Annotated in this window: 25 protein-coding genes; 13 read left to right on the top strand and 12 right to left on the bottom strand. The window is 64.3% G+C overall.

Features of this window, described 5'->3' with window-relative positions; genetic code table 11:
* Positions 1 to 41 precede the first annotated feature (41 nt).
* Together rplS and FFS30_RS20030 are read left to right on the top strand one after the other, a co-directional pair.
* Positions 42 to 425: a 50S ribosomal protein L19 gene (rplS, locus tag FFS30_RS20035; protein ID WP_171014757.1), complete on the top strand. Its 384-nt coding sequence runs from the start codon at positions 42 to 44 to the stop codon at positions 423 to 425.
* A 317-nt stretch (positions 426 to 742) separates the two neighbouring features.
* Positions 743 to 3,157: a TonB-dependent receptor gene (locus FFS30_RS20030; RefSeq protein WP_137914984.1), complete on the top strand. Its 2,415-nt coding sequence runs from the start codon at positions 743 to 745 to the stop codon at positions 3,155 to 3,157.
* Between the two features lie 52 nt (positions 3,158 to 3,209).
* On the opposite strand, the gene FFS30_RS20025 is transcribed toward FFS30_RS20030, so the two are convergent.
* A complete protein-coding gene (locus tag FFS30_RS20025) occupies positions 3,210 to 4,820 on the bottom strand; it encodes an inorganic phosphate transporter (protein ID WP_137914983.1) in 1,611 nt (536 codons plus the stop codon).
* A gap of 128 nt (positions 4,821 to 4,948) precedes the next feature.
* Here FFS30_RS20025 and htpG point away from each other — a divergent pair, with 128 nt between their 5' ends.
* Both htpG and FFS30_RS20015 read left to right on the top strand, forming a co-directional pair.
* The gene (htpG, locus tag FFS30_RS20020) at positions 4,949 to 6,829 is read left to right on the top strand and encodes a molecular chaperone HtpG (protein ID WP_137914982.1); all 1,881 of its coding nucleotides are present in this window, start codon (positions 4,949 to 4,951) and stop codon (positions 6,827 to 6,829) included.
* A 126-nt stretch (positions 6,830 to 6,955) separates the two neighbouring features.
* Positions 6,956 to 7,615 (top strand): histidine phosphatase family protein, encoded by a 660-nt coding sequence (locus FFS30_RS20015; protein WP_137914981.1) that lies wholly within the window; start codon positions 6,956 to 6,958, stop codon positions 7,613 to 7,615.
* Positions 7,616 to 7,630: 15 nt separating this feature from the next.
* Here FFS30_RS20015 and FFS30_RS20010 read toward each other — a convergent pair whose 3' ends face one another.
* The 3 genes from FFS30_RS20010 to FFS30_RS20000 form a co-directional block, all read right to left on the bottom strand.
* Positions 7,631 to 8,374: a 2OG-Fe(II) oxygenase gene (locus tag FFS30_RS20010; protein WP_137914980.1), complete on the bottom strand. Its 744-nt coding sequence runs from the start codon at positions 8,372 to 8,374 to the stop codon at positions 7,631 to 7,633.
* Positions 8,371 to 9,447 carry a bifunctional DNA-binding transcriptional regulator/O6-methylguanine-DNA methyltransferase Ada gene (gene ada / locus FFS30_RS20005; RefSeq protein WP_137914979.1) on the bottom strand — a complete coding sequence of 359 codons (1,077 nt, stop codon included), beginning with the start codon at positions 9,445 to 9,447 and terminating at the stop codon, positions 8,371 to 8,373. The genes FFS30_RS20010 and ada overlap by 4 nt, the downstream gene beginning before the upstream one ends.
* Positions 9,448 to 9,673: 226 nt before the next feature.
* Entirely contained in the window at positions 9,674 to 10,621 is a 948-nt protein-coding gene (locus FFS30_RS20000; protein WP_137914978.1) for a DMT family transporter, read from the bottom strand.
* A 153-nt stretch (positions 10,622 to 10,774) separates the two neighbouring features.
* On the opposite strand from FFS30_RS20000, the gene FFS30_RS19995 reads away from it, so the two are divergent.
* Together FFS30_RS19995 and FFS30_RS19990 are read left to right on the top strand one after the other, a co-directional pair.
* Positions 10,775 to 11,584 carry a PDZ domain-containing protein gene (locus tag FFS30_RS19995; protein WP_137914977.1) on the top strand — a complete coding sequence of 270 codons (810 nt, stop codon included), beginning with the start codon at positions 10,775 to 10,777 and terminating at the stop codon, positions 11,582 to 11,584.
* Positions 11,585 to 11,606: 22 nt separating this feature from the next.
* Positions 11,607 to 12,542, top strand: a complete 936-nt coding sequence (locus FFS30_RS19990) for a peptidylprolyl isomerase (RefSeq protein WP_137914976.1) — start codon at positions 11,607 to 11,609, stop codon at positions 12,540 to 12,542.
* 95 nt (positions 12,543 to 12,637) lie between these two features.
* Here FFS30_RS19990 and FFS30_RS19985 read toward each other — a convergent pair whose 3' ends face one another.
* Positions 12,638 to 13,162: a 3-hydroxyanthranilate 3,4-dioxygenase gene (locus FFS30_RS19985; protein WP_137914975.1), complete on the bottom strand. Its 525-nt coding sequence runs from the start codon at positions 13,160 to 13,162 to the stop codon at positions 12,638 to 12,640.
* A gap of 241 nt (positions 13,163 to 13,403) precedes the next feature.
* Between FFS30_RS19985 and FFS30_RS19980 the strand changes: the two genes are divergently transcribed.
* Together FFS30_RS19980 and FFS30_RS19975 are read left to right on the top strand one after the other, a co-directional pair.
* Positions 13,404 to 13,952, top strand: a complete 549-nt coding sequence (locus FFS30_RS19980) for an isochorismatase family protein (RefSeq protein ID WP_137914974.1) — start codon at positions 13,404 to 13,406, stop codon at positions 13,950 to 13,952.
* A 140-nt stretch (positions 13,953 to 14,092) separates the two neighbouring features.
* Positions 14,093 to 15,025: a helix-turn-helix domain-containing protein gene (locus FFS30_RS19975; protein ID WP_137914973.1), complete on the top strand. Its 933-nt coding sequence runs from the start codon at positions 14,093 to 14,095 to the stop codon at positions 15,023 to 15,025.
* A gap of 1 nt (position 15,026) precedes the next feature.
* On the opposite strand, the gene FFS30_RS19970 is transcribed toward FFS30_RS19975, so the two are convergent.
* The 6 genes from FFS30_RS19970 to FFS30_RS19945 form a co-directional block, all read right to left on the bottom strand.
* Complete coding sequence (locus FFS30_RS19970) at positions 15,027 to 16,442, bottom strand: hypothetical protein (RefSeq protein ID WP_137914972.1); 1,416 nt, start codon at positions 16,440 to 16,442, stop codon at positions 15,027 to 15,029.
* Between the two features lie 7 nt (positions 16,443 to 16,449).
* Positions 16,450 to 17,130, bottom strand: coding sequence for a carbonate dehydratase (gene can, locus FFS30_RS19965; RefSeq protein WP_137914971.1), 681 nt, complete (start codon positions 17,128 to 17,130; stop codon positions 16,450 to 16,452).
* 35 nt (positions 17,131 to 17,165) lie between these two features.
* Positions 17,166 to 18,383, bottom strand: coding sequence for a hypothetical protein (locus tag FFS30_RS19960; protein WP_137914970.1), 1,218 nt, complete (start codon positions 18,381 to 18,383; stop codon positions 17,166 to 17,168).
* Between the two features lie 98 nt (positions 18,384 to 18,481).
* Entirely contained in the window at positions 18,482 to 19,273 is a 792-nt protein-coding gene (locus tag FFS30_RS19955) for an SDR family oxidoreductase (protein WP_137914969.1), read from the bottom strand.
* Positions 19,274 to 19,417: 144 nt separating this feature from the next.
* Positions 19,418 to 19,735 carry a hypothetical protein gene (locus tag FFS30_RS19950; protein ID WP_137915205.1) on the bottom strand — a complete coding sequence of 106 codons (318 nt, stop codon included), beginning with the start codon at positions 19,733 to 19,735 and terminating at the stop codon, positions 19,418 to 19,420.
* A gap of 195 nt (positions 19,736 to 19,930) precedes the next feature.
* Positions 19,931 to 21,379, bottom strand: coding sequence for a DHA2 family efflux MFS transporter permease subunit (locus FFS30_RS19945; RefSeq protein WP_137914968.1), 1,449 nt, complete (start codon positions 21,377 to 21,379; stop codon positions 19,931 to 19,933).
* A 284-nt stretch (positions 21,380 to 21,663) separates the two neighbouring features.
* Here FFS30_RS19945 and FFS30_RS19940 point away from each other — a divergent pair, with 284 nt between their 5' ends.
* From FFS30_RS19940 to FFS30_RS23960, 5 genes are all read left to right on the top strand, one after another.
* Positions 21,664 to 22,032, top strand: a complete 369-nt coding sequence (locus FFS30_RS19940; protein ID WP_137914967.1) for a metalloregulator ArsR/SmtB family transcription factor — start codon at positions 21,664 to 21,666, stop codon at positions 22,030 to 22,032.
* Positions 22,022 to 22,513, top strand: coding sequence for an SRPBCC domain-containing protein (locus FFS30_RS19935; RefSeq protein ID WP_137914966.1), 492 nt, complete (start codon positions 22,022 to 22,024; stop codon positions 22,511 to 22,513). The genes FFS30_RS19940 and FFS30_RS19935 overlap by 11 nt, the downstream gene beginning before the upstream one ends.
* The gene (locus tag FFS30_RS19930; protein ID WP_137914965.1) at positions 22,510 to 23,136 is read left to right on the top strand and encodes a glutathione S-transferase family protein; all 627 of its coding nucleotides are present in this window, start codon (positions 22,510 to 22,512) and stop codon (positions 23,134 to 23,136) included. The genes FFS30_RS19935 and FFS30_RS19930 overlap by 4 nt, the downstream gene beginning before the upstream one ends.
* On the top strand, positions 23,133 to 23,723 hold the full coding sequence (locus FFS30_RS19925) for a dihydrofolate reductase family protein (protein ID WP_137914964.1): 591 nt from the start codon (positions 23,133 to 23,135) through the stop codon (positions 23,721 to 23,723). The genes FFS30_RS19930 and FFS30_RS19925 overlap by 4 nt, the downstream gene beginning before the upstream one ends.
* 422 nt (positions 23,724 to 24,145) lie before the next feature.
* Positions 24,146 to 24,316, top strand: coding sequence for a hypothetical protein (locus FFS30_RS23960; RefSeq protein ID WP_171014756.1), 171 nt, complete (start codon positions 24,146 to 24,148; stop codon positions 24,314 to 24,316).
* Between the two features lie 94 nt (positions 24,317 to 24,410).
* Here the strand turns inward: FFS30_RS23960 and FFS30_RS19920 are convergent, their stop codons facing one another.
* Entirely contained in the window at positions 24,411 to 26,447 is a 2,037-nt protein-coding gene (locus tag FFS30_RS19920) for an amidohydrolase family protein (protein WP_137914963.1), read from the bottom strand.
* Positions 26,448 to 26,492 lie beyond the last annotated feature (45 nt).

The raw sequence follows: 26,492 nt of genomic DNA, 5'->3' as shown, positions 1-26,492 counted from the left end.
AGCGCGACCCAAAACTAAGCATATAATCCCATCCAACTTGAGTGACTCGTGTTATGAGCAATCTCCTCCAACAATTCGAAGCATCCCAGATCAGCCGTAAACTGCCGGAGTTCAGCCCGGGCGATACGGTCGTCGTCAACGTCAAGGTGAAGGAAGGCAACCGCGAGCGCGTGCAGGCCTACGAAGGCGTGGTCATCGCGAAGAAGAACGCGGGCCTCAATTCGGCCTTCACGGTGCGCAAGATTTCGCACGGTTTCGGCGTCGAGCGCGTGTTTCAGTCGCACAGCCCGACGATCGACTCGGTCAACGTCAAGCGTCGCGGCAAGGTGCGTGGCGCCAAGCTGTACTACTTGCGTGGTCTCGAAGGCAAAGCGGCGCGCATTCAGGAAGATCTGTCCAAGCACGCCACTGCCAACGAAGAGTAAGACTTACAATCCGGCGTCCGGATCCTCGCCGGATTCCTTCTTGGAGCATTGAGTCGCGTCTGTGCTCCTCGTCCAAAGCGGCCGCCAGTAATGGCGGCCGCTTTGTCTTTTCTGCAGGTTCGAAAAACCGGCGCTGAGCCGCCATAACGAATCCGGCGATCCTTATAAGCTCCGGCAATTTTGCAAAAATTTTACTTCGGGACTATTTTGGTGCGACGCAGCAGCCCAACGGGGGAGGCGTCGGGCCACAAAGGCATCCGCGACATTTCTCCTTGTTCCTGATTGCGCCCGCATTTTCGCAGCAGCAGGAGTCGCCCATGTCAGCCCGTTTCCCGTCGAATTGCAGCCTCGCCGTCGCCATCGTTGCCGCCTTGGCGGCCAGTCAGGCCGCACGTGCCCAGCAGGCCACCCCCGCGGCGGCCCAGCCGCAGCAGCAGAATCTCGAAACCGTCATCGTCACCGGCACGCGCGCGCTCAACCGCACCGTGGCCGAGTCGCTGTCACCGATCGATATCGTCACGCCCGAGGCGCTGCAGGCGACCGGCACGACGGAACTGGCCACGGCGCTGGCGCGTGTGGTGCCGTCGCTTAATTTCCCGCGTCCGGCTTTGGTCGACGGCACCGATGCCGTGCGCCCGGCGCAGCTGCGCGGACTCTCGCCGGATCAGGTGCTCGTGCTCGTCAACGGCAAGCGTTGGCATTCTTCGGCGCTGGTCAACGTCAACGGCAGCCAGGGGCGCGGCTCGGCGCCGGTCGATCTCAATGCGATCCCGATCGCGGCGATCGAACGCGTCGAAGTGCTGCGTGACGGCGCGTCGGCGCAGTACGGTTCCGACGCAATTGCAGGCGTGGTCAACATCGTGCTCAAGAGCGGCAGCGAACACGGCAGTGCCACCTTGCAGACCGGCCAGTACAGCGCCGGCGACGGCGCCCAAGTGCTCGCCGGCGGCGATATCGGCTTCAAGCTTGGCGATCGCGGCTGGGTGCATCTGTCGGCACAGTATCTCGGCCAGGACCAAACCGATCGCGCCCAGCCCTACGTGCTGGCGCCCGGCGTGACCGTGCGCCCGGTCACCGCGCCGCCGCCCGGTGTCGTCGCGCAGCGTTTCGGCGATCCGCAACTCGATCAGTACCAGCTTGCACTCAACAGCGAATACAAGCTCGGCGAAGACGCCACCTTGTACGGGATCGTCGACGCGAGCAACCGCAACTCGACGTCGAACGGCCTGTTTCGTGCGGCGGGCGACAGCCGCAATATTCTGTCGATCTATCCGAACGGATTCCTGCCACTGGAGTTGTTCAACGTGCAGGACCGCCAAGGCATCGTCGGCCTGCGCGGCCTCGTCGGCGACGGCTGGCACTACGATCTGAGCGCCGACTACGGCTACAACCGCCTGACGATCGACATCGCGCACAGTCTCAACACGAATCTCGGCGCTGCCAGTCCGACCCGCTTCTACGACGGGGCGCTGAAGAACGAGCAGGGCGTGCTCAACGCGGACTTCAACAAGGACGTGAGCGTCGGCTTTCTGCCGAATCCGGTGACCGTTGCCTTCGGTGCCGAATACCGCCACGAGACCTATGAAATTTCGCCCGGCGAGCCGGCGTCGTACTACCAGACCGGCGCCCAGGTTTTCCCTGGGTTCCAGCCCGGCGATTCGGGTTCGCACAGCCGCCATAGCTACGCCGCGTACTTCGATCTCGAAACCAATCTGACCGACAAGCTCTCCGCCGGTCTGGCCGGACGCTGGGAGGACTACAGCGACTTCGGCAGCGCGCTGTCCGGAAAGCTATCGTTGCGCTACCAGTTCACCGAGGCGGTCGCGCTGCGCGCCACCATATCGAACGGCTTCCGCGCGCCCTCGCTCGCGCAGGAATATTTCTCGACCACGTCGAGTAACCTGGTGTCGACGCCGACCGGCTCGCAGTTCCAGAACATCCGCACCTTCGCCGTGACCGATCCGGCGGCGATCGCGCTTGGCGCCGAGCCGCTGAAGGCGGAGAAGTCGCGCAACTACAGCCTGGGTCTCGTGCTGCAGCCCACCGAGGCCTTGTCGGCGACGATCGACGCGTATCAGATCACGGTCGACGACCGCATCATTCTGTCGGGCAATTTGAATAGTCCCGCGGTGCAGGCATATCTGCAGGCCCACGGTTTTCCGGGCGTGCAGGGCGGCCGTTATTTCACCAATGCCGCGGATACGCGCACACGCGGCATCGATGCGGTGGTCAACTACAAGCTCGATTTCGATCGTGCCGGGACGCTGAATTTGAGCCTCGCCGGCAACTACAACAAGACCGACGTGCTGCGTATTCAGCCGAATCCGCCGATTCTCGCGCAGAACGGTTTCGTCTTCCCGCGCGTAACGCGTGACGAGATCGGGCGTCTGACCGTCGGTTCGCCGCGCAACAAGTACACCCTCGGTGCGGACTGGACCATCGGCAGCTTCACCTTGCGCGGCGATGCGACCCGCTACGGCGACGTAACCGTGCTCAATGCAAGCAACCCGGCACTCGACCAGACCTACAGTGCGAAGGTGCTGCTCAATCTCTCCGGCACGTACCACCTCGATCGCTGGGACTTCACCATCGGCGCGGATAACATCACCAACGAGTACCCGGACAAGACGATCTTCGCCAACACGCAGAACGGCCAGTTGCCCTATACGAGCTACTCGCCGTTCGGTTTCAACGGTGCCTACGTTTACGGCAAGGCCGTATTGCGCTGGTAAGAGCGGACGGCGCAAGCGGCGGTGTGTGTGCCGCCGCTTGTCGCCTGGTATCTCAAGTGATGCGGCTGAACAGCCAGTAGAGCGTGCCGGACAGCAGGATCGCCGCAGGCAGGGTCAGCACCCAGGCCATGGCGAGATTGCGCAGCGTGCCGAGCTGCAGGCCCGAGCGGTTCGCCGCCATTGTGCCGGCGACGCCCGAGGACAGCACGTGCGTGGTCGAGACGGGCAGGCCGTACATGTCGGCCGCGGCGATCGTCGTCATCGCGACGAGCTCGGCGCTCGCGCCCTGCGCATAGGTCAGGTGGGTCTTGCCGATCTTTTCGCCGATGGTTACGACGATGCGCTTCCAGCCGATCATCGTGCCAAGACCGAGGGCGATGGCGACCGCGACTTTAACCCAGAGCGGAATGAACTTGGTCGAGCTGTCGATCTGCTGCTTGAACGCGCCGAGATTATTCTTCGTGTCCGCGTCGAACACCGAGCTGTGCGTGTCCTTGTCGAGGAAGCGCATCGCTTCGGAGGCGAGATACATGTCGTTGCGCACGTTCGCGACCGACTGCACCGGCAGCTTGGCGAAGGTGCCGCTGGCTTTGACCTGCGCGCCGATCTCGCCGGTCACCGCGCTGAGCGCCGGTACGACCTGATCGTTCCAGGAATGAGTGCGCACATAATCCGACAGCGTCTTGCGCGGATCCGCCGGCGCGGGGCCGGTGGCATATTTGTTCAGCGAGGCCTGGGTCGTGGTCGCCATTGCGACGAACGGCGTCATCTGATCGACCGGCATCGCGCGATTCAGCGCATAGGCCATCGGCACCGTGCCGATCAGGATCAACATGATCAGGCCCATGCCTTTCTGGCCGTCGTTCGAGCCGTGGGCGAACGACACGCCGGTGCAGGTGAGCACGAGCAGGCCGCGAATCCACCACGGTGGCGGCGTGTTGCCTTTTGGCTCCTGATACAGCTCGCGGTTCTTGACGAAGGCTTTGAGTACGTAGAGCAGCAGCGCCGCACAGATGAAGCCGACCAGCGGCGAGACCAGCAGCGACCAGCCGATCTTCGTCGCCTGCGTCCAGTCCACGCCGCTCGTACCGTCGCGTCCGTGCATCAGCGCGTTGGCGATGCCGACGCCGATGATCGAGCCGATCAGCGTATGCGACGACGAGGCGGGCAGGCCGAGATACCAGGTGCCGAGATTCCACAGGATCGCGGCGATCAGCAGGGCGAAGACCATCGCGAAGCCCGCTCCCGAGCCGACCTGCAGGATCAGTTCGACCGGCAGCAGCGAGATCACGCCGAAGGCGACCGCGCCCGAAGAGAACAGCACGCCGAGGAAGTTGAACAGGCCGGACCAGATCACGGCGACGTTGGCCGGCAGCGAATGCGTGTAGATCACGGTCGCCACGGCGTTTGCGGTGTCGTGGAAACCGTTGACGAACTCGAAGCCGAGTGCGATCAGCAGGGCCACGCCGAGCAGCAGGAACGGCACCCAAGTCGTCGCGCGCATACCGGTGCTGCCGATGTCGACGACGAGGCTCCAGGCGGTATAGCCGAGGCCGACCGCGAGCAGGGCGAGAAACACCAGGGTCGTGGCGCTACCCGGTTTGTGATCGAGTTGCGGTCGCGATGCAGGCAGGGAAACGGCTTCGGCTGCGACGGTGCTCATGGCGGAGATCCTCAGGGCCGGGGCCGCCATCTTCCGAGCCGATTGTTCCCGATTTATTACAGCGCGCTTGAAATCGCGCCGCCTCGGCCCTACCGTCACGCATCTCGTTGAATCAGGAAGCCTTATCCGTGTCAGCCGCGCAAACCCATAAGTTCGAAGCCGAAGTCGCCCAGGTCCTGCATCTGGTCACCCATTCTCTCTACTCGCACAAGGAAATCTTCCTGCGCGAGCTGATCTCGAATGCCTCGGATGCCTGCGACAAGCTGCGCTTCGAGGCGATCGGTAAGCCGGAGTTGCTCAGCGGCGACAGCGAACTGCGCATCGATATCAGCGTGGACAAGGACGCGCGCACGCTGACCATCCGTGACAACGGTATCGGCATGACGCGCGACGAAGTCATCGCCAACATCGGCACGATCGCCAGTTCCGGCACGCGCAAGTATCTCGAGGCGCTGTCGAGCGAGCAGAAAGCCGATGCAAACCTGATCGGCCAGTTCGGCGTCGGTTTCTACTCAGCCTTCGTCGTCGCCGACAAGGTGACGCTGACCACGCGCAAAGCCGGCGCGCAGGCGGACGACGGCGTGCGTTGGGAATCCGCCGGCACCGGCGAATACACCCTGGAGACGGTCGCTTCGGCCGCGCGCGGCACCGCGGTAACCCTGCATCTCAAGGCCGACGAGGACGAATTCCTGCAGAGCTGGCAGCTGCGCAGCCTGATTGCGCGCTATTCGGACCACATCGGCTTTCCGATCCGCATGCCGAAGGAGAACGATGGCAAGCCGACCGAGGAATGGGAAGTCGTCAACCAGGCATCGGCGCTGTGGACGCGGCCGAAGTCCGAACTCAAGGACGAGGACTACCAGAATTTCTACAAGCACATTTCGCACGATTTCAACGATCCGCTCGCGTGGTCGCACAACCGTGTCGAAGGCAACCAGAATTTCACCTCGCTGCTCTACATCCCGGCCAAGTCGCCGTTCGATTTCTTCGGCGGCGGCCGCGACGACCGCAAAGGCCTGAAGCTCTACGTCAAGCGCGTCTTTATCATGGATGCGGCCGAGCAATTGCTGCCGGCCTATCTGCGCTTCGTCCGCGGCGTGGTCGATTCCGACGATCTGCCGCTCAACGTGAGTCGCGAAATCCTGCAGCAGAATCGCAACCTGGAAAAACTCAAGGCGGCGTGCACGAAGCGCGTGCTCGATCTGCTCGACAAGCTTGCCAAGGACGAGCCCGAAAAGTTCGCGACGTTCTGGAAAGAGTTTGGCGGCGTGTTCAAAGAGGGCGTGGCCGAAGACTTCGCCAACAAGGAGCGCATCGCCAAACTGCTGCGCTTTGCCTCGACTCAGGGTGACGGCGCCGCGCAGACCGTTTCGCTCGACGACTACATCGGCCGCATGAAGGCCGACCAGGATTCGATCTACTACCTGACCGCCGATGGCTATGCCGCGGCCAAGGGCAGCCCGCAGCTCGAAGCGCTGAAGGCGCACGGTATCGAAGTGCTGCTGATGTACGAACGCATCGACGACTGGATGTCGAGCTATCTGACCGAATACGCCGGCAAGAAGCTGCGCAACGTCGCCAAGGGCGATCTCGACCTCTCCAAGTTCGGCGGCAGCAACGAAGCGCAGCGCAAGGAAGCCGAGAAGGCCGCCGAAGGTATCGTGTCGAAGCTCAAAGAACTGCTCGGCGAGCGCGTGCGCGACGTGCGCGTGTCCTCGCGCCTGACCGATTCGCCGTCCTGCCTCGTGCTCGACGAGAACGACATGGGCATGGCGATGCAGCGTCTGCTCAAGCAGGCCGGCCACGACGTGCCCGAGTCGAAGCCCGTGCTCGAGATCAATCCGACGCATGCTTTGGTGCGGCGCCTGGAAGGCGAGAGCGACGCCGCGCACGCGGCAGATCTCGGCCTCCTCCTGCTCGAACAGGCGCAGATTCTCGAAGGCGCACAGCTCGACGACCCGGCCGCTTATGTGCGCCGGGTCAACAGTCTGTTGGTGAATGCCGGCTGAGCGTTCATGCCTCAGTCGGGCAATCGTCAGCCCGATGCAAGAAACCGTGTGACAGTATTGTGACGGCCGCAGTCGCGGCCGTCCCTTGCGGCATGTCGCGGCGGACTTTCTCGTAGCGAGGTCACGATGCTCAACCTTCTTCTGCGCGCCGCCGGCGCGGCGCTCGTTCTTTCGTTTGCGGCCGCCGCCGCGTCGGCCGCGACACCGACCGTCGAGACCCTCGTCTTCGTCCGCCATGGCGAGAAGCCGGCCGACGTCGACAACGGCCAGTTGACCTGTCAGGGCCAGAATCGCGCGGTCGCACTGCCGAATATCCTTCTTGCGAAATACGGCACACCGGCCTACGTCTTCGCCGTCGAGCCGAAACAGAAACAGGACGACAACGGCGTCGACTATTGGTACCTGCGTGCGCTCGCGACGATCGAGCCGACCGCGGTCGCCGCGGGCGTGACGGTCAATCTAAAATACGGCAAGAGCGACATCGACGACGTCGAGTCCGAACTGGCCAAATCGAAATACCAAAGTTCCACCGTGTTTCTGGCCTGGGAACACAAGGAACTGGTCAAGCTCGTCGCCAATATCGTCAAGCACAACGGTGGCGATCCGGGCATCGTGCCGGCATGGCCCAGCGACGATTACGACAGTATTTACGTCGTCAGCGTTTCGCGCAACGGCAGCCAGACTTCGGTGACCTTCGCCCACGACAGCGAAGGGCTCGGCTATCTCTCGTCGGCCTGTTCGCCGGCCCCGCGCATGGCGTTGCCGCGTCCGTCGGCTGGCGGCTGATTACCACCTCAGCGCTCAACTCGCGTCGTGGAAGATGATGCCGAGCGTATGCCGTCTGCCGCTGCGCACGCGGCTGACGCCGTGGCGCAGATTGACCCGGTAGGTACCGCGCGCGCCGACCACGGGCCGATGATGCACGGCGAAGATCACCGCATCGCCCTGGCGCAGCGGCACGACTTCGGGGCGTGACTGCATGCGCGGCCGCTGTTCGGTGAGGACGAACTCGCCGCCGACGAAATCGCGCTGCGGGTCGGACAGCAGGATCGCGACCTGAAGCGGAAACACCTGCTCGCCGTACAGATCCTGATGCAAACAGTTGTAGTCGCCCGCGCCGTATCGCAACAGCAACGGTGTCGGACGCGTCTGGCCCGCGGCGTGGCACTGATCGAGGAATTCCGCGTGCGTCGGTGGGTAACGCGCCGCGATGTCCATCGCCGTGTTCCAGCGGTTCGCGACCGGGGCGAGATGCGGATAGAAGGCTTCGCGCAGCGTGGCGATCGTGCCGGGTAACGGATAGCGGAAATAGCGGTACTCGCCGCGCCCGTAGCCGTGCCGCGCCATCACCACACGGCTGCGGAAACGCGCGTCGTCGTCGTAGAGCGCAGCGAGTTCGACGCAGCGCGCCGGTTCGATCAAGCCTTCGACCAGCGCGTTACCGCGCGCATCAAGATCGCTCTCGATGCGCGCCCAGTCCAGTTGCGCAACGCGTGCGACCGGGGTTTGCGCAACAACGAGGTCGGCTGTCGCCGCCACGTTCATGCGTGCTCCTCGCGTTCGAGCAGTGCGCGCTTGCGCTCGACGCCCCAGCGGTAGCCCGAGAGCGCACCGTCATTGCGCACCACGCGGTGGCAGGGAATCGCCAAGGCGATCTTGTTCGAAGCACAGGCCTGCGCCACGGCGCGCACCGCCTTCGGCGAGCCGATGCGTTCGGCGATCTCACTGTAGCTCGCCGTTGACCCGGCCGGAATCTTGCGCAACGCGTCCCATACGCGCTGCTGGAACGCCGTACCGCGCACGTCGAGCGGCAGGTCGAGACCTTGGCCCGGCGCTTCGACGAAACCGACCACCTGCGCCACGAGATTGGCGAAATCGGGATCGTCGCCGATCAGTCTGGCGTTCGGAAACTGGTCCTGCAGATCGCGTGCGAGCCGATCGGCATCGTCGCCGAGCAGGATCGCGCAGATGCCTTTTTCGCTACACGCGACGAGGATCGCGCCGAGCGAGCACTGACCGATCGCGAAACGGATTTCGGCGTTCGCGCCGCCGCGGCGCCAATCGCTCGGCGTCATGCCGAGCAGGGCGTTCGACTGCTCGTAGAAGCGTGCATTGGAGTTGTAGCCCGCATCGAAGATCGCATCGGTGACGCGGTCGCCGCGATTGAGTCCGTCGCGCACGCGCCGTGCACGATGAGCTGTGGCATAGGCCTTCGGCGTCACGCCGGTGACGGCCTTGAACACGCGGTGGAAATGATACGGACTCATGCCGGCCTGTGTGGCGAGCGCGTCGAGGCTCGGTACTTCCTCGGCGTCCTCGATCCAGCGGCAGGCGGCGGTGATGGTGGCCGCGTGCTGGTCGGCGAGCGCTGGCTGGTCGGGCTTGCAGCGCTTGCACGGGCGATAACCGGCCTTCTCGGCGTCGGCGCGCGTCGCGTGGAAGGCGATGTTTTCCGGTCGCGGCAAGCGTGCGCCGCAGGACGGCCGGCAGTACACGCCGGTAGTTTTGACCGAGTAGTAGAAACTGCCGTCGGCCTCCGCATCCTTGGCGACGACGGCGGCCCAGCGCGGATCGGCTTCGAGGGCGTCGAGAGCCGCGTTTTTTAGCATGACGTTCATCTGCGTTCCTTTGGATTTCGGTGAAGGTGGACGCAGCTTAGAGACGCGCATGATCGCAAGCACTCCGGCTCTTGCTTTCGAATTCGAGATTCAAATGGAGCAAAGCGTTTCGACGCCGACATGCGCAGATAAATGCGGATCGACACAGATAAAGCAATCCCGATGAACTCATGGACGATCTGCTCTGCGGACTTCTATCCATGCCCATCCGTGCTCAAACCGCCGTTCAATCCACTCCACCCGCGACATTGGTTTCGACCTTGTGCGGCCGGCGCCGTTCGAGCAGCGGATGTATGAGCACCGCGCCGATGATGATCGCGACGCCCAGATAGAACGAAAGATCGAGATCGCGCTGCTCGCCGAACAAAGGAATCGCGATCAGGATCGCGTAGACGGGCTCGAGGTTCACCGCGAGCTCGACGGCGAACGCCGACAAATGGCGCAGCGCGACCAGAGACAAAGTGAACGGCACCAGCGTGCAGAGAATCGCGAGCACCGCGAGGAAGAACCCGTCTTGCGCGTTCGGCAGATCGAACACGCTGCCGTCGTGCGGCACGACCGACGCGATCAGCCAGAGGATCGCCGCGCCGGTGCCGAGTTCGATCGCCGTCACCGTGAACGGGTCGGCGCGCTCGACGAGGCGCTTGTTCAGTGCGCCGAAAAGGGCGCAGAAAAAGGCGGAAACCACGCCGACGAGTACGCCCATGCGCATCTCGTCGGGAATGCCGCCGACGACAAGGGCGACGCCGGGCACCACGCCGATGCCGATCCACAACTCATGCCAGAGAAAGCGACGCCGCGCCAGCCATGGTTCGAGCACGGCGAGAAACACCGGCGCGATCGCGATGCAGGTCGCCCCGACCGAGGCGTTGGAGAGCTTGATCGAGGCATAGAGCGCGAGCCAATGCATCGCGACGAAGAAGCCGACCAGAGCATAGGCGAAGAACAGTCGCAGCGTGATCGCGCGCAGCCCGCGCCAGACCTTCGGCACGACGAGCAGCGCAACAGTGACGATGAGCATGCGCCAGCGCACAAGGGCGAGCGCGGGCAGCGAGATCAGTTTGCCGAGGATCGCGGTGAATCCCCATAACAGCACGCAGAAATGGATCTGGAATTGTGCGACGCGCAGTGTGCGCTTCGAGTCGATGGCGGTAGTGGCGGCGGCGGACGACATGATGATCTCTGAAAAACCCGGCACGAACCCGGAGCGAAAACGGCGCGAAATCGGGCAGGGAAGTGCCCGATTTGCGTCGAGCCTCTGCCGCCCACGAAAGCGGTGAACGAGTTCACCGCTTCCTTAACTTTTAAAGCGTTACTATCGCTGCGTATGTCGGCCCTGTCTATCAAGAAATTCCGCGGCTTCGCGGTCCACATTGTCTGTTTGTCGTTGCTCGGCGGCTGCGCGGTATTTCAACGCGCGCCGGAACGGCTCGAACCGGGCGCCGCGCCGCCGCCGTCGGCGGTGGAGCCGGGGCGCTACAGCGTCACCGCGGGCCACGGCGCGGACCTCGTCGCCGAACTGCGTGCGGCGCCGCCGCCGCAGACGCCGGAAATCGCCGATGGCACCGGCATCCGCGCGGACGAGCGCAAACTCGTCGCCAAGAGCTTCGTGCGTATCGGCACGGGTTGCTACCCGACCGCCGATGGGACCGCGCGCGACTGGGCACAGCGCACCGGCGTGCGCGTCGGCGCGGACAAGGCGCTGGTCTACGTGCTGCCGGCCGATGAAAAAGCCGCCGCGAAGCTCGCTACCGAGATGACCGCGGCGTGCACGCTGGACGACGGCCCGGCGCCCGCCGCGCTCGTCGCGACCTACTACGTGCGCTACAAACTGCCGTTCGGCGCGCAGTTCCGCAATATGACCGCCGACGAGATAAAGAAGCTCGGCGTCAACGGAGGCGTGCAGATCGGTTCGGTGATCGGCGGCACGCCGGCGTCCGAGGCGAATCTGCGCAGCGGCGATTTCGTCCTCAAGTTCAACGGCGCGGGCGTGCGCGACCGCGCGGATTTCCAGAATCAGCTGCGCGCGAACATGGGCAAGCGCGTGACCTTGACGATCAGTCGCGACGGCGTGCAGGTCGAGCGCATGGTCCGCCTCGGCATGCTCGCAACGGAATCGCGCGACGCAAAGAAATAATCTTCGACAACAGGGGGAAGCGATGAAGAACAGATTCCGCAGTCTCGGCATTGCCTGTGCGGCAGCGCTGGCCGGCATGGCGATCGGCAGTGCGTATGCGGCCGACGGCGCTAGCAAGAAGCCGCCGACGATGACCGACGTGATCAAGAATTCCAAGCCGTCGGACTGGCATGCGCTCGATCCAGCCAACACGCTGTATCTCGATCTCAAGTCTGGCCGCGTCGTCATCGAGCTGGCGCCGGAGTTCGCGCCGAATCACGTCGCCAATGTCAAGGCGCTGGTGCACGAGGGCTACTTCGACGGTCTCGCGATCCTGCGCGTGCAGGACAACTACGTCGTGCAGTGGGGCGATCCGGACGGCGAAGACAAGACCAAACAGCGCGCGATCAAGACCGCCAAGCGCACGCTGAAAGCCGAGTTCAGCATGCCGATCGGCGACAAGATTCCGTTCGTGCGCCTGCCCGACGTTGACGGCTACGCGGCGCAGACCGGATTCTCCGGTGATTTTCCGAGCGCACGCGACCCGAAGCTCGGTCAGGCCTGGCTGGCGCATTGCTACGGCACGGTCGGCGTGGGCCGCGATCTCGACGTCGACACGGGCGGCGGCACTGAGCTTTACGCGGTGATCGGCCAGGCGCCGCGCTGGCTCGAACGCAACATCACCACGGTCGGCCGTGTCGTCCAGGGCATGGACCTGCTGTCGAGCTTGCCGCGTGGCGCCGCCGCGATGGGTTTCTACGACAAGCCCGAGCAGCGCGTGAAGATCGAACGCGTGCGCCTCGCTGCCGACGTGCCCGCGGCCGAACGTGTGAACCTCGAAGTCATGCGCACCGACACGCCCGCGTTCGCCACATTGATCGAATCGCGGCGCAACCGCATCGACGAGTTCTACAAGGTGCCGCTCGGCCACGTCGATGTCTGCAGCGTGCCGATTCCGGTGCGTGCAGCGACGCCGTAGGATGCGATGTTCGCGCGCCTTGCGCGAACATGCACAGTCCAGTTCGCTCGCGTCTTCTGCGCGGGATCAAAAGCCGGGCGCGATGAATCGCGCTCTTACGGGTTTCGGTACTTTTCCGGAACTTCGGCCACTTGTCTGCAATTCCGGCAGGTGCGTGCATCGAGCGAGCGATAGTAGTGCTCGAACACCGGCGGAAAATCGCGCTCGATGCTGTGCAGGTGGAAGTATTCCTCGTAGAGCTTGTGGTTGCAGTTCGCACAGAACCAAAGCAGCCCGTCTTTCTCGTGAGCGAGCCGCTTGCGCTCGATCACCAGCCCGACGCCGCCGGCCATGCGCTGCGGCGAGTGCGGCACGCGCGGCGGCAGGTAGAACATCTCGCCGGCACGGATTGGGATGTCGCGCGCGCGGCCTTCGTCCTGGACCTTGAGCACCATCTCGCCCTCGATCTGGTAGAAGAACTCGGGGCCTTCCTCCCAGTGGTAATCGCTGCGCGCATTCGGGCCGCCGACGATCATGACGATGAAATCGCCGTCAACGATGCACTTGTTGCCGACCGGCGGCTTCAGCTCGTCGCGGTGTGCGGCTATCCACTTCTGCAGATCGATTGGCGGCGTGAGCATGAATGCTTGATCCCGAGTCTTTTGCCTAGTTTAGCGCCGCGCAATGCGAAAGGCGCCGAATGCGGAGCGAATACGCCCGCAACGCGATCGGCGACCGTGCCGCCGCGAGCAGCACGGCAAGCCGATCGGCGCAGGCGTTTCGGATTTGGCCCGGATTGTCCCATACTGGTCTCGAAACCGGCTCGAAAGCCGGCGACGAAAGATTCACGATGTCGGCACCTTGAAACCACTGGAGCCCATCATGAGCAAGATCGACACCGCCGTACTGAGCATCGACGTGCAGCAATCTTTTCCGCAGCGCGATTACTGGCGCGAGGATGACCTGCCGGCGTTCCGCAGTTCCATCGTCAAGCTGATTGAAGGCGCCGCGGCGAAAGGCTGGCCCGTCGTGCGGGTCCTGCACGAGGACGGCGACGGCCCGTTCGCGCTCGCAAGCGGTCTGGTCAAGCCGCTCGAATGGATGCCGGACACGCACGCGGTCGAATTCGTCAAGCATGTGCACAATGCGTTCACCGACACCGGTCTCGACGGTTGGCTGCGCGAGCGCGGGATCCGTCGTCTGCTCGTGGCCGGAATCCGCACCGAGCAGTGCTGCGAGACGACCACGCGCGTCGCCAGCGACCTCGGCTATCAGGTCGATTTCGTCAGCGAGGCTACGCTGACGTTTCCGATGACCGATCCGCGCAGCGGTAGGACGTTCAGCGCGCAGGACATCCGCGAACGCACAGAGCTGGTGTTGCGCGACCGCTTCGCACGTATCGTGACGGTGGATGAAGCGTTGGCGGTGTAGCGGAAAAGATTTTGGCCACGGATTACTCGGATCAACACGGATAGAGCGGAACATCACTAAATCAAATTCCAATATTTCGGCTCTTAATCCGTGTTGATCCGTGTAATCCGTGGCAAAAATGCTCTTCAAGAAGTCCCCCCATGCCCATCGACGTCTGTTTCGTTCTACCTCCCGATTTGGTTCTGCTCGATTTCGCCGGGCCGGCCGAGGCGTTCCGTATCGCGGCCGCACACGGAGGCGAGTTCCGCGTGCGCGTCGCCGCGGCCGAAGCCGCTGCGACCACATCGATCGGCGTGACTCTTGGGCGGATCGAGCCGCTGCCGGCGACGTTGCGCGCGGAAGACTTGTTGATCGTCTGCGGTTCCACGCACGACGCGGCGGCGCTCGCCTCGAAGCCGGGGCGCGCGCTCGTGCGCTGGCTGCGCGAAGTCGGCACGGTGCCGAAGCGCTTTGCCTGCGTCTGCGCGGGTGCGTTGTTCGCGGCGCGCGCCGGGCTGCTCGACGGCAAGCGCTGCACCACGCATCATCTCAATATCGAGGCGCTGCGCGCCGAGGCGCCCGCAGCGCAGGTGCTCGACAGCCGCGTCTTCGTCGAGGACCGCGGCTTCTACACGAGCGCGGGCATCACCGCGGGCATCGACCTCGCTCTGCACCTGATCGCCGAACTCGCGAGTCCGCAGCTTTCCGTCGAGGTGGCGCGGCACATGGTCGTCTATCTGCGCCGCGCGCCCGACGATGCGGCGCTGTCGCCGTGGCTCGAAGGCCGCAATCACATGGACCCGGGCATTCACCGTGCGCAGGATGCGCTTGCGCGCGCCGCGCACGAGGATTGGCCTCTGCCGCGCCTCGCAGCGCGCGCGCATGTCAGCGTGCGCACGCTGACGCGGCATTTCCGCGATGCGACCGGTATGTCGGTGCGCGAGTACCACGCGCGCCTGCGCTTCGCGGTCGCCAAACAGGCGCTGGCGACCGGCGTCAGCGTCGAATCGGCAGCGACGATGGCCGGCCTCGGCTCGGCGCGTCAGTTGCGACGCCTGTGGTTGGAGCAGGCGGGAACAACCCCGCGCGGCTGATCTACTTCTTCGCCTCGGGCGCGATCGTGACCGACTGCGACGACACCACGCGGCCGCTGTTGTTGATCATGTTGAGGCGGTAGCTGCCCGGGTAGAGATACAGGCGGCTCTGTGCAGAGCCGTGATTGGAGAGCAGGCGCTGCGACATCGGCGCATTCGGATCGATGACGTTGAGCACGGTGCGATCGGCGGCGACCGCATCTTCGCCTTCGTCGGCGTAACGCGCTTCGATCAGGCACGGAAACTGGTTGCGGCACAGATCGGTGCTGACGGAGTACGCCTGGCGCGTGCCGGCGAGGCTCGGCCAGCTCGGACGGTTTTCCGTCATCGTCTCCGGCGGAAAGAACACGCTGACGTCGTAGAGCTCGGGCTTGAGCGTCCACGGCTTGTTGCCGCTGTCGACGTAGACGAACGGCTCGGCCGGATGAGGGACCTGCATCGCCGGGCCGTAGTAAGGATGATTCTGGTCGCCGCGCTGATGCTGGATCAGCATGGTTTGCTCGACGGCGAGCGGGTCGATGCCGCTGATCTTCTTGAAGAACTTGGCCATGCTCGAGCCGCCGAGATAGACGCCCGATTTCTGGATGTGGCCGAAGCCCGCGTTGACGACCAGGCGTGCATTCGGATCGTGCTTGAACACCTGATCGTAGAGCGCCTGCGCGCCGCCGCGTTCGCGCGCATCGCCGACGCCCGCGTCCTCGGCGTCGTAAGCGACGACGGTGTAGCCGAGCTTGAGCGCCGCGCGCACCATTTCGCCGTAGATCGGTTCTTCGCTGTAGAAACCGACCTTCGAGGTCGGATAACCGAGCCGGCGCAGTTCGGCGATTTCCTTGACGTAGAGCGTTTCCGCAGCGAAGTGGGTGAACCCCTGCGCGCGCAGGCGCGCAAGCAGCTCGACGGTCAGAGTGCGGGTGACCGGGGCGCTATGCGCCTCGTTGAAGAACACCGCCTTGCGGTCCTTCGTCAGTTCGAGAATGACCTCGTCGGCGGGGCGCGGATGCCAGCCTCCGCCGAGCGGCGACGGTGCATCGTCCGGCTGCGCCGGCTGCGCGATCGAGAACGAACGTGCAGCGCCGTCGTAGTCGCCGATCCAGGTCTGAAACCACGACAGGTATTGGCCGAAGATCAGGCGGAACGCGCGCTCGTCGTTGGCGTCGTAGGCCGCCTGCATCGTGATGTACTGCGCGAGCAGGCCGGGCTGCTTCTGCGCGCGGCGCATGATTTCCTCGGACTTGTCCGCGGCGGCAAGTTGTTGGCGCCGCCATTCGGCCGGCGACATCTCGTGCTCTTTCGGCGATTCCTGGCCGCGACGCAGCAGGCCGCGGCTGGCCGCTTCCTTGACCGGATCGCCCTGCGCCGACGCGGCGAACGGCGCGGCGGCGAGCAGGCACAGCAGCAGAAGTCGAGATGTCGTCATCGGCGTGTCAGTCCGTGCGCAGCAGGTTGGCTTGCAGGCGTGTCAGCGCATGTGCGTACTGCTCGGCGAGCTGCGCATGGCTGGTGATCTCGATGCCGAGTTCGTTGACCACGCCGTTTTCGAGGCTGTAGCACCAGCCGTGCACGGTGAGGTTCTGGCCGCGTTCCCACGCATCCCGCACCACCGTGGTCTGGGCGACGTTGACGACCTGCTCGATCACGTTGAGTTCGCACAGGCGCGCGTGGCGCAGGGTGGCGAGACTGATCTCGTCGAGCGTGCGCGCGTGCTTCTGCGCGACGTCGCCGACATGGCGCAGCCAGTTGTCGACGAGGCCGAGGCGCATGCCTTCGAGCGCCGCCTTGACGCCGCCGCAGCCGTAGTGGCCGACGACCATGACGTGCTCGACCTTGAGCACGTCGACCGCGAACTGGATGGTCGACAGGCAGTTGAGGTCGGTGTGTGCGACCACGTTGGCGACATTGCGCTGGACGAAGACTTCGCCGGGCGCCATGTCGATGATCTGGTTCGCCGGCACGCGCGAGTCGGAGCAGCCGATCCACAGGTATTTCGGCGCCTGCTGGTCGGCGAGGCGGCGGAAGTAGTCGGGGTCGCGTTTGCGCAGGTCGAGCGACCAGGCGCGGTTGCGTTCGAGCAGATGGGTGAGGCTGGACTTTTTGGCGTCGGTCATGCGCAAAGCATAGCAGGCCCGGCGCGGCGCAATCGTCAATCCACGCGCAGATTGCGCCGCTCGAAAACGCCGCCCGAAGCATCGGTCACGGACAGGCGGTAGCCGCCCGGCGCGAGGAACAGCACGGCCTGGGTGTCGCTGCGTTCGACCAGGATGCGGTCCGCCGGCACGGCCTTGTTGCTTTCGCCGGCATAGCGCGCTTCGACGACGCAGGGCAGGTGCGCCGCGCTGAGGGCGAGGTCGATCGCGACCGGCGAGCGCGCCCCGCCGAGCGTCAGCCAGTCGGGCCGGCCGACGAGGAATTTCTGCGGCGGCGGCAGGATCACGCTGACGTCGTAATAGCCGGGCTCCAGACTCCAGGGTTCGGCGTCGCGGCGCGAGACGAGAATGCTCGGCTGAGCGATCGCGAAGCGCTGCAACAGCTCGCGATAGTCGCGGTATTCGCGTGCGGGCTCGATCGGACGCAGCAGGGTCTGGTCCACGGTCAGCGGATCGAAACCGGTCTTGCGCTTGAGGCGCAGCGCCATCGGCTCGGCATCGAGATAGCCGGCGCGTTTGTGCGCGTGTGCATAGCCTGCGTGCACGAGCAAGCGTGCGTCGGGAGCGGGGTGGAACACGCGCTCGACGATGTGCCGGGCTTGATCTTCCTCGCGCGACTCCGCATCGGCTTCGGGGCGCGCGGATTCGTAGGGCACGACGACGTAGCCGAGCTGGAGCGCGCGGCGCACGATTTCGCCGTAGAGCGGCTCACGCACGTATGTGCCGCTGGTCTGCACCGGATAGCCGCGTGTGGCCAGTTCGCGATCGCGCTCGTCGAGGCCTTCAACGGCAAGATGCGTGTAGCCGAATTCGCGCAATTTCGGCAACAGTTGCAGGGTCAGAACGCGCGTCTGTGCGACGTGATGCGCTTCGTTGATCACGACTATGCGCCGGTCGCGCGCCAGCGTGGCGATACCGTCGACGGCATTCACCGCACGGTAGCGCTCGCGCTCGGGTATGGCCGCGGCCGAACTGCGCAAATTCGGAGCGCCGAATGGAAAGCGCTGCACCGCGCGTTCGTAGTCGCCGAGTTCGGACTCGTTCGCGGCGAGCACCTGGGCGATCAGGTTGCGCAGGCCGTCCTCGCTCTGCTGCATACGCTTGCGGTAGAACTCGTGCGCGGCGAGCGGCGAATTCAGCGCGTTCGCTTCGCGCTGCAGTGCATTGAGTTGGGCAAACGCACCGGGACCGACGGACGAAGTCGCCTTAGACATTTCGTCTGCCGGCGCAATCGGCGGCTTGGGGTTTCCGGCGCAGGCGCAGAGAGCGGCCGCGACGAAGAGAACTCCGATCGCAGCGGCTCGGCTGCGCATCAGAGCGACAGCGTGCGTCCGCCGTCGACCGGGACGTTGATGCCGTTGACGTAGGCCGCGGCCGGCGAGGCGAGAAACGCGATCACGTTCGCGATCTCGGCGGCATCGGCGAAACGCCCGAGCGGCACGCTCGCGAGCATCGCCTTGGAGATATCGTCCACGCTCTTGCCGGTCGCCTTCGTGCGATCGCCGAGAATCTGGTCGAGGCGCTGCGTTTTCGTGTAACCCGGCAGTACGTTGTTGACCGTGATGCCGTATTGGCCGAGTTCCGCTGCCAGCGTCTTCGACCAGCTCGCCACCGCACCGCGGATCGTGTTCGACACGCCGAGATTGCGGATCGGCTCTTTGACCGACGTCGAAATCACGTTGACGATGCGCCCGTAGCCCGAGACGCGCATGCCGGGCAGCACCGTCTGCAGCAGGACCTGATTGGCGATCAGATGTTGCTGGAACGCTTCCGCGAATTCCTCGACCTTGGCGTTCTCGGCGAGGCCGCCCGGCGGGCCGCCGGTGTTGTTGATCAGGATCTGCACGGGCTTCGGCGCATTGATCGTCGCTTCGACCTTGGCGCGCAGCGCGGCGTGATCGCGCATATCGACGGCGATATAGGCATGTTGTTGCGTCGCATGCACGACGGGCAGTTCGGCGAGCGCGGCTTCGAGCGGTTCGCGCGAGCGCGCAAGCAGGGTGACGTCGGCGCCGAGCCGGGCGAGTTCGATGCCCGCCGCGCGGCCGATGCCCTGCGAGCCGCCGCAGACGAGGGCGTGCTTGCCGGCGAGGTCGAGATTCATGATCTGCTCCTGAGTGCTTGCCTGTCCGGCGCAGAAGGCCGGAGTCCAAAGGTTAGCCGCGATGCGGGTCGAGTGCGAAGAAGAAGGGGTTGGCGCCAGCGAGTACCGATCACGCCCCGGTCGATCGCGGCGGAAAAGATCCGCTCAGTGCCGGGCCTGCTTCTCGGTCATCAGCGGCAGCAGTTCTTCGTCATTCTCCGCCTCGGGCGGCTCGATCCAATCGAGTTCGAAGCCGAGCGTCGTCGCATCGTCGTCGTCGAGTCCGTCGAAGGAGCGGAACTCGGCGTCGAGCAGGGCCATGCGCGCCGCATCTTCGTCGTCGTAGCGCAGCGTCTCGCCTTCGGCGTTGAACACTTCGGCGACGCCCGAGTCGAGCACGCGCATGCGCGCCCATACGAGCACATCGCCGAGCGAGGCGATCCACCATTGTTCTTCGTAGTTTTCTGCGTCTGTCTCGTTCATCACGGCCGCTGATCGCGGAAATTGTCCGCGGCCAGTTTACACGCGATGTCGAAGCCATGTCTCTGCCTTTGCGGCAGAGACCGAGCGCAAGCGTGCTTTGTCAGGGTTCGATTCATCGAACCCGTCGCATATCCCGCATGGACGCAAAGCATCGGATGCAATGGGATGTCCGAAAGGCGCAGGCAACGGAATCGGTCAATGCCCCACCGGCTGTTCGCCCGTCGGCATCGAGGCGCGGATGAACACTGCGCCGAGCAGGGCGGCCAGCGCAGCGAAGATCGCGCCGACGAAGAACGCGGCATGGTAGCCGCCGTTGAGTGCGGTCAGCTTGTCCGCATTTTCCGCGAGCAGGCGGCCGGTTTGTGCGCCGGCGAGGCTCGCGAGCACGGCGAGGCCGAGCGCGCCGCCCATCATGAAACTCGTGTTGACCAGGCCCGACGCCACGCCCGAATCGCTTGGACTGACGTCGCTCATCGCCGCGAGCAGCACCGGATTGAACGCCATGCCCGCGCCGAGGCCGAGCAGCAGCATGCCGGGCAGCACGTCGACGACGAAACTGCCGTCTGCCGGCGCGCGTGCGAACAGCAGCAGGCCGAGTGCGGCGAGCCCGAGGCCGGCGACGATCGGCCAACGAATGCCGAAGCGCAGCACGACCTTGGCCGAGAGTCCGAGCGAGAACGCCGCCATGATCAGATTCGCCGGCAGGAAGGCGAGGCCGACCTGGAGCGGGTCGTAGCCGAGCACCTGCTGCATATACAGCGCGGAAAGGAAGAACCAGGCGAACATCGCCGCGGCCCAGAGCACGCCGATCGCGTTCGCGGTCGAGACATTGCGCAGGCGGAACATGCCAAGCGGCATCAGCGGATGGGCGACGCGCGATTCGATAACGAGGAAGATCGCGATCAGCACCGCGGCCGCGCCGAGCAGGCCCAGCGTATGCACCGAAGTCCAGCCGGCGCTGTTGCCGTTGATCACGGCATAGACGGCGAGCAGCATACCAAGTGTGACCGTGATCGCGCCGGTCACGTCGAGGCGCGGGTCGGCTTTTTCGTTGTGCGTATCGGGCAGCAGCTTGAGCGAGAACGCGATCACCGCGGCGCCGACCGGCAGGTTGACGAAGAAGATCCAATGCCAGTTCAGCGTATGCACCAGCACGCCGCCGAGCATCGTGCCGACGCTGCCGCCGGCCGAGGCGACGAAACTGTATACGCCCATCGCCTTGGCGCGTTCGACCGGCTCGGGAAACAAATCCATGATCAGCGACAACGCGACCGCGGCGATCACCGCGCCGGCAATGCCTTGCGCGGCGCGCGCGACGATCAGCATTTCCTGCGAGTGGGCGAGGCCGCAGGCCAACGAAGTCAACGCGAATCCGGCGATGCCGATCAGGAACCACTTGCGGTGTCCGTACAGATCGCCGAGACGGCCGCCGAGCAGGAGGAAGCCGCCGAAGGTCAGCATGTAGGCGTTGATCACCCAGGCCAGCGAGGTGTCGTCGAAGCGCAGATCGCTCTTGATCGAGGGCAGGGCGACGGTGACGATGGTCGTATCGAGCACGTCGACCAGTACGCCGAGGCAGAGCACGGTCAGGGCGAGCCATTTGTGCTTTTCGGCCGCGGTGGCGGAGGCGGTTGCATCGTTCATGGGGCGGTTTCTCGTTGAGGTGTATCCGGACGACGAACGGGCGGAACGGAAATCGACATGCGCCGCGGCGCGGGATTATCGCCTCGTGCACGCAATCCTTGTCAAAGGTGGAAAGATTTCGCCCCTAGGGTTCGTGCGCACGCTGAAGTCGCCGCTGCGGGCTCGTCGTTATTCGTCCTTCGATACCTCAGGACGAGCGAGGTCCGATTTCCACCCCTGGTTGCTGTTGACGGCAATCGATTTTGTAATTTACCATTTGGTAAATTAACTGATTGGTGTATTTCATGTCCGTCGACCGACTCAGCAGCACATTCGCCGCACTCGCCGATCCGACGCGGCGCGCGATCCTCGCGCGCCTTGCCAGCGGCGAGACGACGGTGAACGAACTCGCCGCACCGTTTGCGATGACCCTGCCTGCGGTGACCAAGCATCTGAAGGTGCTCGAAAGCGCCGGCTTGATCACGCGCGGACGCGACGCACAGCGGCGCCCTTGCAAGCTCGCGGCGCGGCCGCTGCGCGAAGCCAGCGACTGGATCGAGAAGTACCGGGTCTACTGGGAGCAGCGCTTCGACCATCTCGACTTGTATCTGAGCGAATTGCGGAAGAACGAGACGAAAACCAAACTGCAACGGAGGAAATCGCATGGCAAGTAAATCCGCCGATTCGGCACGCGCGTTGACGATCACGCGCGTGTTCGATGCGCCGCGTCGTCTCGTGTTCGCGGCCTGGACTGAGCCCGAGCATCTGCTGCGCTGGTCCGCACCACACGGGTTCCGCGTCACTCACAGCAGCGGCGAATTGCGCGTCGGCGGCGCCTGGCGCGCGTGTATGGTCACGCCGGACGGCGCGGAGCTGTGGCTCAGCGGGATCTACCGCGAAATCGTGCGCGACGAAAAGCTCGTCTTTACCCACGCCTGGGATGAAGACGACGGCCGGCCGGGCCCGCAGACCCTGGTCACGGTGATCTTGAACGACCTCGGCGGCAAGACCGAAATGATTTTCCGCCAGGTAGGCTTCGCTTCCGACGCTTCGCGCGACGGTCACGAAGGCGGCTGGAGCCAAGGCTTCGAGCGTCTCGCGGAATTGCTTGGCGAACTTGAGCAGCACGGTACAACGATAAGGAATGATCGGTGAAACTCTATTACTTCGAATCGCCGCATCCGCGCGTCGCCTGTGCGGTCGCCAAGCACACGGGTGCCGCGGTGGAATACGTCCGCGTCGACCTCGCGCGCGGCGAGCACAAGACACCGGAGTATCTCGCGATCGACCCGAACGGCAAGGTGCCGGCGCTGGTCGACGGCGACCTGACGCTGTGGGAGGTGCCTGCGGTCGCCTGTCATATCGCCGCGAAAACCGGCTCGGAGTTATGGCCGCGTGATGAGGGCACGCGGCTCGATATCGTGCGCTGGTTCAACTGGGGCACGGCGCATTTCAACCGCCATACCGGCACGATTTTCTTTGAGCGTCTGATCAAGCCGGCGCTGCGCCTCGGCGAAGCGGACGAGCGGGCGATCGCGACCGCAACGCGGTTCCTCGATCAGTTCGCGCCGGTGCTCGACGCGCATCTGGCGCAGCGCGACTTTCTCGTCGGCAACCGTTTGAGCGTCGCCGATTTTCACACCGCGATGTTCCTTGGTTTCGACGCCGCGGAATTGCCATTGCAAAACTATGCGCACATCACGCGCTGGTATGCGCGTCTGCACGAACTGCCGGCATGGCGCGACCCGTTTCCCGATCCGACGCAGGCGCGGCGATGAGAAAGCTCAAACTGGAAATGCAGGTTTCGCTCGACGGCTTCACCGCCGATGCGCAGGGTGGCACCGGCTGGATGACATGGAATTGGGGCGAGCCTTGGACCTGGGATGAAGAACTGCGCCGCCATCACGAAGAACTGACCGCCGCGGCCGATACGATCCTGCTCAGCCGGGTCATGGCCGAAGAGGGCTTCTACGCGCATTGGCAGCAGGTCGCCGAGCAGGCCGGCGATGCGCGCAGCGGATTCGCGCGCAAGATCGTCGCGATGCGCAAGGTCGTGTTCACGCATACCTTGAAAGAGACGCGCTGGCCGAATACCACGCTTGCGCGCGGCGATCTGGTCGAGGAAGTGGTGCGGCTCAAGCGCGAGCCGGGCAAGGACATTCTCGTCTACGGCGGCCCGACGTTCGCGTCGGCGCTCGCTGCCGCGGGACTCATCGACGAATTCCATTTCCTGGTCAATCCGGCCGTACTCGGCAAAGGCCGCGGCATGCTCAAGGATATCGGCGGCACGGTTCCGCTGCGTCTGATCGATGCCCGGCCGTTTGCCTGCGGTGTGGCGTTGCTGCGCTACGCGCGGCTGGAGTAGGCCATGCAAAGAAACTGCATGCGGAGAATCGCTCAGTTGCTATGGCTGCGGTTTGCTTGAAATGCCGCTCAAATCGGCCCGGTGTTTTATGGTGGTGCAAATATATTTGAGCAGAGCGTCGCACTCAGCACGGGCAAGCGCTTAGGCGGTTCCACTTTTGAATTTATCTCGTTGCGTGCCATCACGTGCCGAATTGGGATTAGGCGGGCAAGGCTTTCTCGATTAATTCACAAGGATTTTTCCGTGAAATTAGCCAAGCTCTTCCTCGGTGTTCTTGCTTTCGTTCCGGTAATGGCCGTTGCGTCCGTCACTGCCGATTGCGGCGGCAGCAGCGACGCTTGTTTTGCTTCGGTATCGAGTCCAAGTTCTCCGACTCCGTTTCACTACGATTGGGGGCTGGTCAACACGCAGCCGGTGCAACGGTGTACCGCAAGAATTGCGGCGACCGTGCAACCTGTACGTTTTTCTGCCCCTTCGTCAGCGAAGTGAGCATTACCTGGAGCGTCACCGTTACCGACGCGAACAATCAGCTGATCGGCAGCGCATCGGTTACCGGCACGTGTACGCCGCAGCCCGTTATCGGCGGCAACTAAGCACCGAGTCCGGACGGGCTATCGCCGTCCGGACTTCGCTTCGGTGAAATTTCGCGCAGCAAAATATTGAATCCGCATCGGGTCCGGCTGTGCGTTATTGCACAGCCAGGGCCTTGGCGAACGGCTTGATGCCGAGCGCTTCGTAGACTTCGCTCGGGTAGTAAGCCTTGTCGCCTTTGACCACCAGGGCGACGTTGCGGATGTCGGAAATATTCTTGGTCGGATCGCCGTCGACGAGGATCAAGTCGGCGCGCCAGCCGGGCTTGATCACGCCGCGGTCCTCTTCCACACGCGAATACTTTGCGCCGTTGAGCGTGGCGACCTGCAGCGCCTGCGCGGGCGTGAGGCCGGCCTGCACGTACAGTTCGAGCTCGCGCTGCAGAGTGAAGCCCGCGAGCGCATCGGTGCCGGCGACGATCGGCACGCCGGCCTTGTACATGCGACCGACGAATTCGATCATCTTGGCGTACGACTTCTCATGCAACTGCGCTGAGGCCTCGTCGGGAATCTTCATCGTGCCCTGGAGGAAGCCGCGTTTTACGTCGGGCGGCATATGGTCGGCGACCACCGCGTAGGCCTGCGACATGTCGCCGTCTTTCTGGCGGATGAAATCGAACGTGGTCAGGGTCGGATCGATCGCGGTCTTGTGCTTGACCAGCAAAGCGATGAAGTCCTGCACCGCCTTCGAGTCGAAGTCGAGGCCGGCGACCTTGTCGGCCGGCAACTGGAAACGTTCGAGCGTGCGCGTGTCGGTCTTGTCGGTGACGAGAAAGTTGAGCAGCACCTGGTTGATGTGCTGAATCTCGTCGTAGCCCTGCTCGACGACGTCCTGCGCGCGCAGGAACACCGGCACGTGGCCGCTGACGCGCAGGCCCCTGCTGTGTGCGTAAGCGGTCGTCTCTGGCAGGATCGCCTTCGGGAACGAGTTGTACACCTTGATCTGCGGATAGCCGTGCTCGGCGTACCAGTCGATGGCTTTCTTCGCCTCGGCGAGATCCTTGATGACGAAGCCGTTGCGCGCCGACATCGGGCTTTCGCCTTCGATGAAGCCGGCCGGCACGATGTGCGGCGCGAGCAGGCTGCCTTCGCGTTCGCGCGCGATCAAGTCCTGCAGGGTCGCGTTGTCGTTGCCCATGTCGCGCACCGTGGTCACGCCGGCGGCGAGATGCAGGCCGCCTTCCCATGCGCTCGTGTGCGCATGCATGTCGAACAGGCCGGGCAGCAGGGTGCGGCCGCCGGCATCGATGGTGCGGTCGGCCTTGCGCTTTTCCTTGCCGGTATCGACCACGTCGATGACGCGGCCGTCCTGCACGAACACGTCGCTCGCGGGTCCGAGCGTGGCGCGCTCGCTGTCGAACACGCGCGCGTTGCGGATCAGGGTCGAACCGGCGAGTGGATGTGCCAGGCGCTGCTGCATCGAGACGAGCAGGTTCTTCTCGGCGGTTTTCTGTTGTTTTTCGAGTTCGCCCGCGTTCGCTTCCCAGCCGTCCTCGACGAGTTGCAGGAAGCCCGGAAAGATCAGCGCGAACACGCGCGGGCTCGCGTCGGTGGTCGCCCAGACGAAGGTCGGAGTAAAGCCGATGCCGGTCAGCGCGAGCAATTGCACGTTGCGTTTCTCGCCGCCCTTGGTGACTTCGGAATCGACGAGTTTCTGCATGGTCAAGGTGCCGCTCGGGATCAGCGGCAGTTTGCCGTCGCTGCGCTTGGCCAGCGCGGCGATCGCGACCGACAGCGCTTCGGGCGTGCCGCCGAGCGGTGTGTACAGCGCGCTGCCGAACACTTCCTGTTCGCCCTTGTCCGAGGTCGATTTCCAGCGCGCCTTGTCGCCCTCGCGCGCGAAGGTTTCGTTGATGATCGCGCCGAACGTGGATTGGCCTTCGACGTGATAGGTCGCGTAGTTGCCGTCCTTGTCGAGCTTGTAGACCTCCTTCAGTTCCGGGCCGCGGCCGTTGTCCTTGAACAAGAAATCGACCTTGGTCGTGCCGTCGCCGTCGCGCGTGACGGTCTGATGCCCGGCCTTGGTCTTGCCGCCGTTGACGAGCGCGGTGTACTGGGTGGTTTCGGCCGCGAGCGCGGCTTGCGCGACGAGCAGGGACAAGGCGAGCGGAGCCAAAACGAGCAGGCGTTTCATGGGCGTTCCTCGACGGAGTGGGCGATGCGGCGGCAAGCGGCGCGG

Source organism: Rudaea sp. 3F27F6 (assembly GCF_005503555.1).
Classification (GTDB): domain Bacteria; phylum Pseudomonadota; class Gammaproteobacteria; order Xanthomonadales; family Rhodanobacteraceae; genus Rudaea.
The sequence above is the reverse complement of the archived record's forward strand: the minus strand, read 5'-3'. Positions and strand labels throughout refer to the sequence as shown.

Excerpts from the sequence above, each read along its gene's own strand:
- FFS30_RS20030 (WP_137914984.1), top strand. The coding sequence starts at position 743 with ATGTCAGCCCGTTTCCCGTCGAATTGCAGCCTCGCCGTCGCCATCGTT.
- FFS30_RS20025 (WP_137914983.1), bottom strand. The coding sequence starts at position 4,820 with ATGAGCACCGTCGCAGCCGAAGCCGTTTCCCTGCCTGCATCGCGACCG.
- FFS30_RS20015 (WP_137914981.1), top strand. The coding sequence starts at position 6,956 with ATGCTCAACCTTCTTCTGCGCGCCGCCGGCGCGGCGCTCGTTCTTTCG.
- FFS30_RS20010 (WP_137914980.1), bottom strand. The coding sequence starts at position 8,374 with ATGAACGTGGCGGCGACAGCCGACCTCGTTGTTGCGCAAACCCCGGTC.
- ada (WP_137914979.1), bottom strand. The coding sequence starts at position 9,447 with ATGAACGTCATGCTAAAAAACGCGGCTCTCGACGCCCTCGAAGCCGAT.
- FFS30_RS20000 (WP_137914978.1), bottom strand. The coding sequence starts at position 10,621 with ATGTCGTCCGCCGCCGCCACTACCGCCATCGACTCGAAGCGCACACTG.
- FFS30_RS19995 (WP_137914977.1), top strand. The coding sequence starts at position 10,775 with ATGTCGGCCCTGTCTATCAAGAAATTCCGCGGCTTCGCGGTCCACATT.
- FFS30_RS19990 (WP_137914976.1), top strand. The coding sequence starts at position 11,607 with ATGAAGAACAGATTCCGCAGTCTCGGCATTGCCTGTGCGGCAGCGCTG.
- FFS30_RS19985 (WP_137914975.1), bottom strand. The coding sequence starts at position 13,162 with ATGCTCACGCCGCCAATCGATCTGCAGAAGTGGATAGCCGCACACCGC.
- FFS30_RS19980 (WP_137914974.1), top strand. The coding sequence starts at position 13,404 with ATGAGCAAGATCGACACCGCCGTACTGAGCATCGACGTGCAGCAATCT.
- FFS30_RS19975 (WP_137914973.1), top strand. The coding sequence starts at position 14,093 with ATGCCCATCGACGTCTGTTTCGTTCTACCTCCCGATTTGGTTCTGCTC.
- FFS30_RS19970 (WP_137914972.1), bottom strand. The coding sequence starts at position 16,442 with ATGACGACATCTCGACTTCTGCTGCTGTGCCTGCTCGCCGCCGCGCCG.
- can (WP_137914971.1), bottom strand. The coding sequence starts at position 17,130 with ATGACCGACGCCAAAAAGTCCAGCCTCACCCATCTGCTCGAACGCAAC.
- FFS30_RS19960 (WP_137914970.1), bottom strand. The coding sequence starts at position 18,383 with ATGTCTAAGGCGACTTCGTCCGTCGGTCCCGGTGCGTTTGCCCAACTC.
- FFS30_RS19955 (WP_137914969.1), bottom strand. The coding sequence starts at position 19,273 with ATGAATCTCGACCTCGCCGGCAAGCACGCCCTCGTCTGCGGCGGCTCG.
- FFS30_RS19950 (WP_137915205.1), bottom strand. The coding sequence starts at position 19,735 with ATGAACGAGACAGACGCAGAAAACTACGAAGAACAATGGTGGATCGCC.
- FFS30_RS19945 (WP_137914968.1), bottom strand. The coding sequence starts at position 21,379 with ATGAACGATGCAACCGCCTCCGCCACCGCGGCCGAAAAGCACAAATGG.
- FFS30_RS19940 (WP_137914967.1), top strand. The coding sequence starts at position 21,664 with ATGTCCGTCGACCGACTCAGCAGCACATTCGCCGCACTCGCCGATCCG.
- FFS30_RS19935 (WP_137914966.1), top strand. The coding sequence starts at position 22,022 with ATGGCAAGTAAATCCGCCGATTCGGCACGCGCGTTGACGATCACGCGC.
- FFS30_RS19925 (WP_137914964.1), top strand. The coding sequence starts at position 23,133 with ATGAGAAAGCTCAAACTGGAAATGCAGGTTTCGCTCGACGGCTTCACC.
- FFS30_RS19920 (WP_137914963.1), bottom strand. The coding sequence starts at position 26,447 with ATGAAACGCCTGCTCGTTTTGGCTCCGCTCGCCTTGTCCCTGCTCGTC.